Annotated in this window: 11 protein-coding genes, 3 tRNA genes and 1 pseudogene; all 15 read right to left on the bottom strand. The window is 37.7% G+C overall.

Annotation, left to right across the window (positions count from 1 at the left end):
* Positions 1–28: 28 nt before the first annotated feature.
* On the bottom strand, positions 29–415 hold the full coding sequence (locus Q9M50_01655; GenBank protein MDQ7089339.1) for a DUF423 domain-containing protein: 387 nt from the start codon (positions 413–415) through the stop codon (positions 29–31).
* Positions 416–825: 410 nt separating this feature from the next.
* On the bottom strand, positions 826–1,863 hold the full coding sequence (locus Q9M50_01650; GenBank protein ID MDQ7089338.1) for a hypothetical protein: 1,038 nt from the start codon (positions 1,861–1,863) through the stop codon (positions 826–828).
* Positions 1,864–2,144: 281 nt separating this feature from the next.
* A complete protein-coding gene (locus Q9M50_01645) occupies positions 2,145–2,810 on the bottom strand; it encodes a DUF6399 domain-containing protein (GenBank protein MDQ7089337.1) in 666 nt (221 codons plus the stop codon).
* A complete protein-coding gene (locus Q9M50_01640; GenBank protein MDQ7089336.1) occupies positions 2,804–3,310 on the bottom strand; it encodes a hypothetical protein in 507 nt (168 codons plus the stop codon). The genes Q9M50_01645 and Q9M50_01640 overlap by 7 nt, the downstream gene beginning before the upstream one ends.
* Positions 3,311–3,365: 55 nt before the next feature.
* Complete coding sequence (locus tag Q9M50_01635; GenBank protein MDQ7089335.1) at positions 3,366–3,644, bottom strand: hypothetical protein; 279 nt, start codon at positions 3,642–3,644, stop codon at positions 3,366–3,368.
* A 639-nt stretch (positions 3,645–4,283) separates the two neighbouring features.
* Positions 4,284–6,102, bottom strand: a pseudogene (typA, locus tag Q9M50_01630) (translational GTPase TypA).
* 181 nt (positions 6,103–6,283) lie between these two features.
* Positions 6,284–7,213 (bottom strand): exopolyphosphatase, encoded by a 930-nt coding sequence (locus Q9M50_01625; protein MDQ7089334.1) that lies wholly within the window; start codon positions 7,211–7,213, stop codon positions 6,284–6,286.
* Positions 7,214–7,261: 48 nt separating this feature from the next.
* Positions 7,262–8,935, bottom strand: a complete 1,674-nt coding sequence (locus Q9M50_01620) for a formate--tetrahydrofolate ligase (protein MDQ7089333.1) — start codon at positions 8,933–8,935, stop codon at positions 7,262–7,264.
* A 242-nt stretch (positions 8,936–9,177) separates the two neighbouring features.
* Positions 9,178–10,224, bottom strand: a complete 1,047-nt coding sequence (locus tag Q9M50_01615) for a hydantoinase/oxoprolinase family protein (protein MDQ7089332.1) — start codon at positions 10,222–10,224, stop codon at positions 9,178–9,180.
* A gap of 6 nt (positions 10,225–10,230) precedes the next feature.
* On the bottom strand, positions 10,231–11,016 hold the full coding sequence (locus Q9M50_01610; protein ID MDQ7089331.1) for a sterol desaturase family protein: 786 nt from the start codon (positions 11,014–11,016) through the stop codon (positions 10,231–10,233).
* A gap of 337 nt (positions 11,017–11,353) precedes the next feature.
* Positions 11,354–11,429: transfer RNA gene (locus Q9M50_01605), tRNA-Asn, on the bottom strand.
* Positions 11,430–11,445: 16 nt separating this feature from the next.
* Positions 11,446–11,522: transfer RNA gene (locus tag Q9M50_01600), tRNA-Arg, on the bottom strand.
* An 82-nt stretch (positions 11,523–11,604) separates the two neighbouring features.
* Positions 11,605–11,696 (bottom strand) — tRNA-Ser (locus tag Q9M50_01595).
* An 8-nt stretch (positions 11,697–11,704) separates the two neighbouring features.
* Positions 11,705–11,905 carry a carbon storage regulator CsrA gene (gene csrA, locus Q9M50_01590; protein ID MDQ7089330.1) on the bottom strand — a complete coding sequence of 67 codons (201 nt, stop codon included), beginning with the start codon at positions 11,903–11,905 and terminating at the stop codon, positions 11,705–11,707.
* A gap of 101 nt (positions 11,906–12,006) precedes the next feature.
* Positions 12,007–13,233 carry an aspartate kinase gene (locus tag Q9M50_01585; protein MDQ7089329.1) on the bottom strand — a complete coding sequence of 409 codons (1,227 nt, stop codon included), beginning with the start codon at positions 13,231–13,233 and terminating at the stop codon, positions 12,007–12,009.
* Positions 13,234–13,429: the final 196 nt, after the last annotated feature.

Genomic DNA, 13,429 nt, shown 5'->3' with positions numbered 1-13,429 from the left:
AATGGGGGAATTTTTTCAAAATTGCAAGTCATCCCTTGGATAAATCTTTTTGTGCCGCATAAATGGCGAACAGTATCCATGCGATTATAAAAGCAACCCCACCTAGGGGCGTAATCATTCCTAGCCATTTCAAATTAAGTACACTTAATAAATAAAGGCTCCCTGAAAATAAACCAATCCCAACAAACATCAACCATCCCGACCACTCTAATAGTTTTGAATTCGGTGTTTGTTGTTTGAAGATTGCAATAAGACCTAATCCTAATGCGTGCCACATTTGATAGGTAACCGCTGTTTTATAAATGGCTAACATTTTAAGGCTTAAGATAGCTTGTAGTCCATGTGCGCCAAAGGCACCCAATACAACAGCACATAGGGCTGAGAGCGTTGCCAATAATAAAAAGGGGGATCGCATAGTCTAATTAAACTCAATCTCAAAAAATAGGGGGTATTTTAACCTGAGTTTGTGTAAATAGTTATTAATTTAGAGGGGTGCTTTTTAATTCTACAAAAACTATTAAAAAAATCAAGATGATAGTTACATTAACCGTCAATAAAGATCAAAAACTAGCCGCTAACAAGCCATTGAAATAAAAAGTAACGGGCAAGCTATTTTTATAATAATCGTTATTTTTTGAACAAAATACGGTTGAAAATGGATGAAGAAAAATTTGGCAATATGAAAAATAAAAGTTTATTGCCGTAAACAATAAGCTGATTTAAACGACCTTAAGTCGTTTATTCCTACCTGAATTCAGTGCGATTCCTTTATTTTTATACCCATGTAAAGTAATCCTTTAGGCTAATGTTTTAAAAAACGATCAATTAGGCGGCAACTTCTAAACAAAGAGTGCTAGGAATAGGCTGATTGTAGTATTGAGCTCTATTTGTGTTTACTTTTAAATCTATTGATAAGTCGGTCATCGTATCAACTAAGCCCAACACATTACACGCATTATGAAAATCCAAAACATCACTTAGTTTTTGCCCCGTATGTTGTGAAATTTTAATAACATTTGCAATGTTATTACTCATAAAAGAGGCAATCGGTAAATAACTTTTATTAGAACTCACCTGTGAAATATCAGGCCAATATTTTAAACGCACATTTTGCTCAGGATCATGACTTTTCATAAACCGCCCTTTGGATACAGTCACGGTTGAATGCCACAATAAATCATTTAACGCTTTTGTTTTTAAGCCCTTTACCTGTTGTTTTAATTCTTTTTCACTCATCATAGTAATTTCAATTTTGTCAGGATGCGTCAAAAATAAGGCATATAGATCCACTATTTCAGCCGAACAAAAATAACAATTTTGCTTAGGTAATAGATAAAGACTTATATTATCTTGAAATTTACATCGATACGTATTCCCCGATTGCAAGCTATTTTGCACAATACTTAAAAAATAGTGTTCGGATAAAAAGAAGGGGGATTTTGAGCTTATTTTAGCGGTTTCTTCAACAATGCTAGGCTTTTCACTGACTTTAACACTCAATTTTTCATTAACCTTCACGTTAACATTAAGGTTTTCAGCCCCTATTTGATTGAGTAGTCTGATTAATTCTGAGCGTAATGGCGGTTTGTTTGTTTTGGTTAATAACGTCCATTGTGTCTCTATGTGGGCTAAATTTTCACTATAAGCGACAAGTTTTGCCATTGGGTAGGCGGCTTCTATTTCTTCCCATTGAGATTGGGTAATCGTCTCATCATAATGTACAAAAATAACCGTTGCTAGTGTCTTATCAACGATTTCCCATTCCTCATCAAGACCCTGTGTGGATAAAATTAAGATTGAATAAAAGTCCTGTTGTTGTTGTTGATTAAAATCAAGAAATGCTAATGTTGTGAGCTTTGACATAATTTCCACCGAGATAAATGAGTTATTTGCCATAAAATTTAATAGTACGCTTTATATATGACAAAAAAATGACAGTTAAGAAGATAAGGTTAGTTGCTTTTTATGTTTAATTCTAAAAATAATAATAGGCTTCAAGCACTAACTTATTTTCTCAAATTTTTCCAATAAATAAGTCTCTATGCGTGTACTTTTATAGCCTAGAGCAACCAATTAAATTAACACCCAATCTAGGGAGATATTTTACATAATATTTTTTTAGCATGAGTATTTTGGCTACCAATTTAAGACGGGACATCCAGCAATTTCAAAGGGTTAGAAAACACACGCTTTCGACTATTTCTAGGAAGCGGTAACTCGCCCATTTCATTCAGTAGCCATGAAAACAAGTCTGGAAACTCGGTATCAAATAAACGCATGGCGGCGGTTGTGCCATCCTCACGTTTGATTCCGTAGTTATGAATGACCGTCAACGCGTTTAATCGCTTTTTATTCAAACCTCGCCCATTGCGATACATTTGCGATAAACAGCCATTTCGCCCTTCCACCGCAGATGAACTGCGTTGAAACTGCCTTGCCATATGCTCCGCCAATGTTAGCCATCGCTGCATTTCACTGATTGATAACTTTGCACTAAATGGGTCTGATTTGAGCTTATCAGACGCGGTTTCCCAAGCTTTTCGATAGTTTTCCTTTGACCTGCGGCTTTTAGTTTGTTCCATTTTCTGATGCCAATAAACAACGGGTAATAATGTTGTGGTCAACCAATATTCGGTATCCGCATCAAGCCCCAAATTTTGCAAGGTTTCGCGTACCCAAAGCCACCAAAAACTGATGGATACCGCTAACGGTTTTATTTGATTACGAAACTTTTTCATCACGCCTTTATGATCGTTAATCCCTTGTTTTTCCGCTATTTTTTCAAAGGCTCGCGCTCTTAACTCTAGCAACTTCTCAACCTGTTCCGCATCGTTTCTACGACTATCATTGAGTGAAAAAGGATGAACTTCATCCGCAATCCCTTGTAAGTTTTCGTGATAATCTGTTTGTATTTTTTGGCTTCTTCAAGCTCTTTTTCAGCCGTTATCCGTGTTGTTTTAAGTCCAATAATTTTCTGCATCGTTGCCGTTTTAGAAACAGTAGACTCTGCGGTTTGCGCTGCTTGCCGCTGTTTTTCAGCCCTTGCTGCACGCCTGCCGATTTTCGCGCCTAACCAGCGACTCATATCTTGTTGAGCATGAAAAATATCTGCCCCCGATTCGCACTTAAACCCCGTCACTGCCATTTTTATCAACGCCTTAGCGCGATCACTAATCGCATGATTAACCTCAATGCCTAATGATTCTAATCGTGGCGAAACCTTTTTATACCAAGTATCGTAGCACCTATCATCGCTAATATCTTCCAACAAAAGATAGCCAGAACGTAAGTCCATTAAAACTAAAATCATAAAGTTGCCGAAAAAGTCTCATCCAGCCCAGCAACAACTTTACGTGTTTGTTTTTTCACACTTTTTCGCATTCTTGCTGAAACTGCGGCAATAAGACTTCCATTTTATTGATTTGAGTCCGCAGTGCGTCGGGTGATACGCCCACATGGGTGTCAATCCGTATCATTTTAAAAAACAGCGATAAAGTCTCTGCACCTACGCCTGCCTTTAATCCAAAGACATACAAGGCGGAAAACACCATTAATCTTTGCCAAGAACTACCTGCCTCGGTTTCCCATAATGATGATTCAGGATGTCGATTTCGCTTTGTTTGCGCTTGACGATGACGATGCACACTGCTTTTTGAGCGACCAACAATTGAAGCTAAGTTACGAACAGTTTGCTTGCCTGTTGTTGTAATTTCAGCGATAATTGCGTGACTAGCTGCGCGTATTTTCTGTGTTGTTCTGTTTTTTTAGTCATTAACCTATGATACAAGAATATCGCAGTTAGTTCTTTATTTTGTCCCGTCTTAAGTTGGTAGCCAGTATTGTATTTTTTGTGATAAATATCTAATTTTTAGAATTTAATTAAATTTAAAATTATTTAATATGTAAAAAATATAAAGCATTTATAGTGCCAAAACATAAACATCTTAATTCTAGCGATCTATTTAAGCTAGGAGAGCCGTAAAATAAACGACTATGTGGTTATTAATTTTTATCGAGTAAAATATCTTAGCTTACGTTAGTCGTCTTAATGTTGACTATATTTAAAGCAGGTTTTCCATTTAAAAATTAACGAAAGCAGGAAGTTTCAGATCTCAGGGGGGGGGTAATATAAAACGTAAATATTAGTGCAGAATGATAGAGACGCAAAGCATTGCGTCTCTACAATAATTCATGATGATTATTAGCTACCACTTCATTTTAAGTCTAGTAACTAAGAAAAGTAGTTCATGGCCTACTTATTTTTTTAACTTCATTGATAAAATTTATGCAGCTTCTCTTGCAAAGCGTTTACGCTCATTTTCAGTTAATAACACTTTTCGCAAACGAATAGAATCAGGAGTTACTTCAACTAGCTCATCTTCTGCAATGAATTCCAATGCTTGTTCTAAGCTCATTTTTTGAATTTTTGCACAGGTTAAGCTCTCATCCGTTCCTGATGCCCGCACGTTTGTTAATGGCTTAGGTTTGGTTGGGTTCACCGATAAATCACTGGTTCGAGAATGAATACCCACTAACATGCCTTCATAGATTTCATCGCCATTAACCACTAATAATTCACCCCGTGCTTGTAATGGAAATAAAGAATAGTTAACCGCTTTTCCTTTAGCCATTGAAATAAGAACCCCTCGGTTTCGTGAGCCCACCTCACCTGATTTCATTGCGCCATAATGATCAAAGACATGATAAAGTAAACCCGATCCCGATGTGGTCGTCATAAATTCTGTTTGAAAACCAATCAATCCACGTGATGGAATGATATATTCAAGACGAATACGGCCATTACCATCAGGTAACATATCTTGTAAATCCCCTTTACGTTCACCCATTTTTTCCATAATGGGACCTTGATGTATCTCTTCAACTTCAATCGTGACCATTTCAAAAGGTTCACACAGTTTTCCATCAATTTCTCTTAAGACCACTTCAGGACGTGAAACGCCCATTTCAAAACCTTCACGGCGCATATTTTCAATTAAAATAGCTAAGTGTAATTCACCCCGCCCTGAGACTTTAAATTTATCAGGATCCCCTGTTTCTTCAACATTTAAAGCCACATTATGTTGTAATTCTTTATCTAAGCGCTCACGAATTTGTCGTGACGTTACATACTTTCCTTCACGCCCTGAAAAAGGAGAGTTATTAACTTGAAAAGTCATACTCACCGTGGGTTCATCAATAATTAGAGGGGGGTAACGCTTCAGGGTTATCAGGATGACATAACGTATCTGAAATTTCTAACTTATCAACCCCTGTAAACGCGATAATTTCACCGGTGGTCGCGTCTTTAACTTCAACTCTATCCAAGCCATTAAATCCAAAAATCTGCAACATGCGTACATTTCTTTTTGAACCGTCACGATTAACTAAGGTTAACGGCATATTTGTTTTAATAGACCCACGTTGAACACGTCCTATACCAATAACGCCGACATAGGAGTTATAATCTAAGCTAATCACTTGCATTTGAAAATCTCCATCAATATCCCCTTTAGGCGAATGGACTTTTTCAACGATGGTTTCAAACAACGGAGTCATATCCCCTTCTCGAGACTCACTATTTAAACTGGCATAGCCATTTAATGCCGAGGTATAAACAATCGGGAAATCAAGTTGTTCATCCGTCGCGCCTAAACGATCAAATAAATCAAATGTTTGGTCAACCACCCATTCAGGACGCGCACTGGGACGATCCACTTTATTAATCACAACAATAGGTTTTAAACCTAAAGCAAAGGCTTTTTGAGTCACAAATCTCGTTTGTGGCATTGGCCCATCAACCGCATCAACGAGTAATAAAACCGAATCCACCATTGATAAAACACGCTCAACTTCGCCACCAAAATCAGCATGTCCTGGTGTATCTACAATATTAATATGATAGTCACCCCAATCAATTGCTGTATTTTTTGAAAGAATGGTAATACCCCGTTCTTTTTCAATATCATTAGAGTCCATCATTCGTTCAGTCGTTTTTTCATGTGCAGCAAACGTACCTGATTGTTGCAAAAGTTCATCAACTAAGGTGGTTTTACCATGGTCAACATGGGCAATAATAGCAATATTTCTTAGGTTTTCTATCACGTTTTTTTTACTTAAGGTTAGGTTTAAAAATAATTAAAATATTGGCGCACGGGCCTTTAGCAGGTATAAATCTTACTTAGAAATTTTTTTTATTTATTATTTCCCAGTAAAAAAACCTGATAAGTCTAAGACTTATCAGGTTTTTTAGATTAGAACCTGCTAAAAGACACTCGTACTTCAATTAGCCATCACGGTTAATTTTCGCAATAATTTCGATAAGTATTTTAGCACTTTTTTCATTTTCAATTTGACAAGTTCCTGCATTTATATGTCCGCCGCCTTCATAATGCAAACAAAGTTGGCTAATATTTGTCTTTGAACTACGATCTAAAATAGACTTTCCGATGGCAAATACGGTGTTTTGTTGTTTTAACCCCCACATGACATGAATTGAAATATTACACTCGGGAAACAACGCGTAAATCATAAAACGGTTAACCGCATAGATGCTGCTTTCATTGCGTAAATCTAAAATAACTAAATTATTATGAACCGTTGCACAGCGTTTAATTTGCGCTTTTGCTGCTTTTTCATGTTCCTTATAAAGTGTAACCCGTTCAATCACATCAGGTCGTTTAAGAACGTCATGAATGCCATGATCTTTACAATAATCAATTAAAGCCATCATTAATTGATAATTAGAAACCGTAAAATTTTTAAAACGACCGAGTCCTGTTCGTGCATCCATTAAAAAATTCATTAGCACCCAGCCATTAGGATTTAAAACATCCTCTTGGCTAAACTGGGCAGAATCGGCTTTATCAACCGCATCCATCATTTCATTCCATCGAAAAGAAAAACGATCCACCCCACCATAATAATTATAAACAACCCGTGCCGCCGAAGGTGCGTCAATGTTAATTAGATGATTATCCTTTTTTTCATTCCGCAGTTCTTCACTTAAATGATGATCGAATGCAAGATAAACCCCTTCAACATAAGGAAGGTTTGTGGTTATATCATTATTAGTAATCTTTATTTTTCCATCTTGCATGTCTTTGGGATGGACAAATTTAATCTCATCAATTAAATCCAGCTCTTTTAATAAAACGGCACAAATTAAGCCATCAAAGTCACTGCGAGTAACCAATCTAAATTTTTCATTGCTCATAATTTAACCCTTACTTAAGTCATTGATGTTTTTTTTATAATTAACCGTTTAAAACAACCCTGTAATTGTGCCATCATCCTTTATATCAATACGTTCGGCTGCTGGAATTTTAGGCAAGCCAGGCATTGTCATCATATTTCCTGCAATAGCCACAATAAAACCTGCGCCGTTCGCCAATCTTATTTCACTAATTTCAACATTATGTCCTGATGGTGCCCCTTTTATATCAGGATTCGTGGAAAAAGATATTTGTGTTTTGGCCATACAAATAGGAAACTTTCCATAATCAACTGTCCAATTCGCTAACTGTTTTTTAAGTGCAGGGGATGCGGTAACCGTTGCAGCGCCATAAAGTTTGGTGGCAATCGCTTCTATTTTTTCCCATAAACTTAAATTTTCATCATAAACATAGCTAAAACTAGGTTCCCGATTATCAACAATAGCGATAACTTCTTTGGCCAAGGTTTCAGCGCCCTTCCCTCCTTCGGCCCAATGTTTAGAAACCACACATTTTACCTCTAAAGCCTCGCATTTTTGTTGTAATAACGCAATTTCTGCCTCACTATCAAAGGTGAAGTGATTAATACACACCACACAAGGGAGTCCATAATGATTTCTAATGTTATTCAAATGTCGCTCTAAATTAACAAAACCTGCCTCAAGTGCGTCAAGGTTTTCTTGATTTAATTCATTTTTAGTAACCCCCCCGTGAAATTTTAAGGCCCGTACGGTTGCCACTAAAACTACAGCCGAAGGGGTTAACCCTGCCATTCGACATTTTATATCAATAAATTTTTCAGCCCCTAAATCCGCCCCAAACCCCGCTTCTGTAACAGCATAGTCGGCAAGTTTTAACGCGGTTTTAGTGGCGGTCACCGTATTACACCCGTGTGCAATATTCGCAAAAGGCCCGCCATGAATAATGGCTATATTATTTTCAAGGGTTTGCACTAAATTAGGTTTAATCGCATCTTTTAAAACCGCTGCCATCGCGCCTTCAGCCTTTAAATCACTGGCGTAAACAGGGCTAACACGATCCTTTTTATAACCAATAATAATACGCCCTAAACGATTTTTTAAATCAGCACGCCCTGTTGCAAGGCATAAAATAGCCATAATCTCTGAGGCGACAACAATATCATACCCATCTTCACGTAAATAACCGTTAGTAACCCCGCCTTGTCCAACGGTAATTTTTCGTAAGGCTCGGTCATTCATATCAACAACCCGTTTCCACTGAATACGTCTAGCATCTATATTCAGTTCATTACTATGATGAATATGGTTATCAATTAACGCAGCGAGTAAATTATGAGCAATGCCAATCGCATGAAAGTCACCTGTAAAATGCAAGTTAATATCTTCCATAGGAACGACTTGAGAATACCCGCCGCCTGCAGCTCCCCCTTTTAACCCAAAACACGGCCCGAGTGATGGCTCGCGTAAACACATGATCGTTTTCTTTCCTAAACGATTCATCGCATCGCCTAAACCTACCGTCGTCGTTGTTTTACCTTCGCCTGCGGGGGTGGGACTCATGGCCGTCACTAAAATTAGCTTTCCATCGGCTTTATCATCTAAACTTTTAATATACTCAAGTGAAAGTTTAGCTTTGTAATGACCATAAGGGTCTAAATGTTCAATGGGAATGTTAAAGTTTTTTTCAGCTAAACCAATAATAGGTTTCATAGAAGCTTTTTGAGCAATTTCTATGTCAGACATAATGATAATTCCTAAATTTATAACAGTTAAAATAATTAAGCTTAAGATGTGTTTATGGTACGCCAATAAATGGGTATTGGCTAAAAGATTAGGATTAATAGTCGGCGTTAAACCGACATTTTTATGAGAACAAGCCAAGAATAGCTTGTTTTGTAGGGTTCTTAATTACGTTAATCGCTTAATTAGGTTTTGATGTTTAATCGCGGGTTAGAAAAACTATTTTATAACAATTTTAGCAGCAGTTAACACTTCAATCTTAAACAGCCAACCGCCACGGCAGGCGCGCAATCGGCCAGTGAAAGGGTTGATTTATCAATTTTTGTATGAAAGAGGGTCGAAAAATCTTGATACGGTAATTTTAAATCTAAGGCAATTTGCTTCACTAAAAAACGCCCAATACCTGCACCCATAAGGCAAAGTGGTTTATCCTTATCATAAAAATCTCGACTTAACTGTCGCTGACACGCTAATTGAATTTGCTGTTTTTGTTGTGATTTAAGAGTAAGGGCGAATTGTTTCCATAACCCTAATTCACTGTCTGTAAAATCATAAGCAATCATTCGAGCTAATCTTTTTGCACTGGCCGCGAGTGTTTTTGGCTGTCCATCGGCGGTATCTGTTTTATCATGCGCTTCATTGAGTTCCCCCGTCAATCGATAAACATCGGCCATCGTTGCAAAATATTCTGCCATGATGCCAATAGATTGCCCTTTAAAAAAGGTGGTTTGCGTTAATGCCATCACTGCCGTGCGAACAATGCCCGTGTAAATTAATTCTTGTGACTGTAAACGTTGATAATCACTCAAACCGAGCGCGTCAACAACCTTATTTTGACATAATAAAATATCGGTGGTCGTGCTTCCTACATCAACAAATAATACGTTATCTATAGCCTGTGCAGCCCATGATGCACTGGCCATCCAATTTGCTGAAGCTATTTCAATTGTATGAGATATTTTTAATTGATCGGGTTTAATAAAGCCGTGTTGTCCTCTATAAATTAAGAGTTCAGAGTCCCCAATAACCCCATGTAAAGCCTTTATAATTTTTTCAACGCCATCATCACGCGATGCAAATAAATCAACTAACTCACCTGTCATCGTCATCGCATGTTGATAATCAGCCACGGGAAGTTGGGTCAAAATATTTTTAAGGGCTTGGTCTAAATAATCCAATCCTTTCCACAAGGGACTGGCTTCTAAGTAAACCTTAAGAACACACCCATGTTCATCAATTAAAGCCGCTTTAACATGCGCGCCGCCAATATCCCAACCCACTGTATGTAACATAAATGATTATTTAAATTTTCTAAAGGGTAATAATAATAATTGCAAAAAAACAAGTTGCGATGGATCGCGTAAATAATTAAGTCCTAGACGCATCGTAAGCATGGGATCTTGAGGTTTTTCCGTATAAGTTTTAAAAAGTCTATCCCATAATGAAATAGAAAAACCATAATTACTATCCATTTCGGTTTGATACGTTGAGTGATGAATACGGTGCATATCAGGGGTTACGATTAACCAGCGTAAATTTTTATCCAAGCTTAAGGGCAGTTTAACATTGCTGTGATTAAAGGTTGCCGCCCCATTTAAGATAATTTCAAATAAAATAACCGCAAAGGGATCAATACCGATCACTATAATGCAAAGGCCTTTATAGCCAAGGGAGATAATAATTTCTAAGGGGTGAAAGCGTACGGCGGTCGTTACGTCAATTTCAACATCACTATGATGCACCTGATGTAAACGCCATAACCACTTCCATTGATGAGAGGCAATATGTTGACCATAAATGGCAAGATCTAAAATTAATAGACTAATAATGATCGTTACACTCTCAGGAAGTCTACCTAAATTTAATAAGCCAATCCCATGTTCTTGTGCATAAATAGCCGTGAAATAGGCCATTGCACCAACACTAAAACGAACGAATAGTTGATTGCTTAACGCAAGTCCTAGATTAACCGACCAACGATTTATGCGTGTTAAGGCTAACGGTCGTCTAGGGGTTAATATTTCCCATATAACCATGATAAGAAAGATTCCTAAGGCAAAACCAAGACGAAGACTATTTTCCAAATCCATGAAATTCCTTTATTTAAATGATTTACTCATGTTTAACACGGGTGTAAAAAAATAAATTGTTCCACCCAAACGATTCGATAAGGGTGATGGAGAAATATAATTACCCAAATGAACGCTTAGCCTATTTACTTTAAAAAGTAGAGTTCCTAACTTAAGATGGGGTAAGTTGAGCGTAGAACGCAACACTTTTCTTGTGATGTAGGCTTCCCGTGACTAAAGTCGCGGTTCCAAGTCATTTAACGGGATGATTATAATTTCCACGTCCCTTACTTAAATTATTCAACAGGCATAAAAAAAAGCCCTGAAAATAAATTTTCAAGGCTTTTCTATTTGGCTCCTCCGACAGGATTCGAACCTGTGACCCAATGATTAACAGTCATTTGCTCTACCAGCTGAGCTACAGAGGAATAAATCTTTAATGTATGGTACGCCTGGAGAGATTCGAACTCCCGACCACTCGGTTCGTAGCCGAGTACTCTATCCAGCTGAGCTACAGGCGCATTACATTGAGCCGTGTATTATCCCTTTTATACTTTTTCTTGTCAACAAGTTTTTCAAATCCTTTTAAAAAAATTAGTTATATGGCGAAGAGAGAGGGATTCGAACCCTCGATGGGCGATAAAACCCATACTCCCTTAGCAGGGGAGCGCCTTCAGCCGCTCGGCCATCTCTCCTAATTTTCTTATTCGTCTGAACCTGTTAACCCAGATGATTCAGCCTGTTCTTTCTTTATTCTTTCGTAGATTTCTTCTCGGTGAACAGAAATCTCTTTGGGAGCATTAACCCCAATACGAACTTGATTTCCTTTTACTCCAAGGACTGTGACCGTAACGTCATCACCAATCATTAAAGTTTCTCCAACACGGCGAGTTAAGATTAGCATAATATCTCCCTACTTCCTATAAAAATCTACTGTCTAAAAAAACAGACTCCAACCAAGCGAAGCATTATATCAGCTTTCATTTGAAAATAAAACTTTAGCCCTTATGTCTTCGCCTTATCAAGCCCGAAAGCGGCGTGCAAAGTTCTTACCGCGAGTTCCAAATATTTCTCATAAACAACCACTGAAATTTTAATTTCTGAGGTCGCAATCAATTCTATATTAATATTTTCATCCGCGAGTGCTTTAAACATCGTACTCGCAATCCCTGCATGAGAACGCATCCCTACCCCAACAATAGATACCTTTACAATCTTATCATCCCCTCTGACCTCTTTCGCGCCTAATTCATCACATGTAGCTTGTAAAATAGCAAAAGCTTCATCATAATCATTACGATGAACAGTAAAGGTAAAATCGGTATTTTTATCAGAGGCCGTATTTTGAATAATCATATCCACCTCAATATTCTTATCCGCGATAGGAGCCAGAATTCTTGAGGCAATTCCAGGTAAATCAGGAACCCCCGTCAGCGTTAATTTAGCTTCATCACGATTAAAGGCGATACCTGAAATTAAAGCTTTTTCCATATTTGATTCCTCGTCATAAGTAATAAGTGTTCCGTCACCCTCTTCAAATGAGGATAAAACGCGTAAGGCAACATTGTATTTTCCTGCAAACTCAACGGCACGAATTTGTAAAACTTTTGACCCTAGACTCGCCATTTCTAGCATTTCTTCAAACGTAATTTGATTTAAACGTCGTGCGTTAGGTTCAATACGAGGATCGGTCGTATAAACCCCATCAACATCCGTATAAATACGGCATTCATCCGCCTTTAAAGCGGCAGCCAAAGCAACGGCGGTTGTATCCGACCCCCCACGCCCTAATGTTGTGGTACACCCATATTCCGTCATGCCTTGAAAACCTGCAACAATCGGAATATTATTTTTTGCTAAATCCGCGTTTAAACGGGTATCGTCAACAGATAAGATACGGGCTTTAGTATAGCTACCATCCGTAACAATAGGCACTTGCCGTCCTGTGTAAGAACGTGCAACATACCCTCGTTCTAACAAGGCCATACTCAGTAATGCAATGGTTACTTGCTCACCCGTTGATAAGAGTACATCCATTTCACGCGCATTAGAATGAATCTGCATTTGCTTTGCTAAATCGACTAACCGATTCGTTTCACCACTCATAGCAGAAACGACCACTACAATTTGATGCCCCTCGTCATGGGCGAGTGCTACTTTATCGGCGACGGCTTGAATTTTTTCGACAGTACCTACGGAAGTACCCCCAAATTTATACACATATAATGCCATTTTTTTAATTTTTCCTTAAAAATTTGGAATGATGAACGCTTTAAATAAATAGACGTTGGAAATTATAATCATTTATAAGTCAAAACGATAATAACGTTATTTACGACCCTTTATTTTTATTAATCTTAATATTTTGATGCTCTTCATGTTTTTATCTGAGGAAAAGCATACTTTTCTGCGCTATTATAATAGTGTT

The organism is Methylococcales bacterium (assembly GCA_030949405.1).
In the GTDB taxonomy this organism is placed as follows: Bacteria; Pseudomonadota; Gammaproteobacteria; order Methylococcales; family Methylomonadaceae; genus WTBX01.
This window is presented reverse-complemented; position numbering and strand designations above follow the sequence as displayed.

Excerpts from the sequence above, each read along its gene's own strand:
- Q9M50_01655 (MDQ7089339.1), bottom strand. The coding sequence starts at position 415 with ATGCGATCCCCCTTTTTATTATTGGCAACGCTCTCAGCCCTATGTGCT.
- Q9M50_01650 (MDQ7089338.1), bottom strand. The coding sequence starts at position 1,863 with ATGTCAAAGCTCACAACATTAGCATTTCTTGATTTTAATCAACAACAA.
- Q9M50_01640 (MDQ7089336.1), bottom strand. The coding sequence starts at position 3,310 with ATGATTTTAGTTTTAATGGACTTACGTTCTGGCTATCTTTTGTTGGAA.
- Q9M50_01625 (MDQ7089334.1), bottom strand. The coding sequence starts at position 7,213 with ATGAGCAATGAAAAATTTAGATTGGTTACTCGCAGTGACTTTGATGGC.
- Q9M50_01620 (MDQ7089333.1), bottom strand. The coding sequence starts at position 8,935 with ATGTCTGACATAGAAATTGCTCAAAAAGCTTCTATGAAACCTATTATT.
- Q9M50_01615 (MDQ7089332.1), bottom strand. The coding sequence starts at position 10,224 with ATGTTACATACAGTGGGTTGGGATATTGGCGGCGCGCATGTTAAAGCG.
- csrA (MDQ7089330.1), bottom strand. The coding sequence starts at position 11,905 with ATGCTAATCTTAACTCGCCGTGTTGGAGAAACTTTAATGATTGGTGAT.
- Q9M50_01585 (MDQ7089329.1), bottom strand. The coding sequence starts at position 13,233 with ATGGCATTATATGTGTATAAATTTGGGGGTACTTCCGTAGGTACTGTC.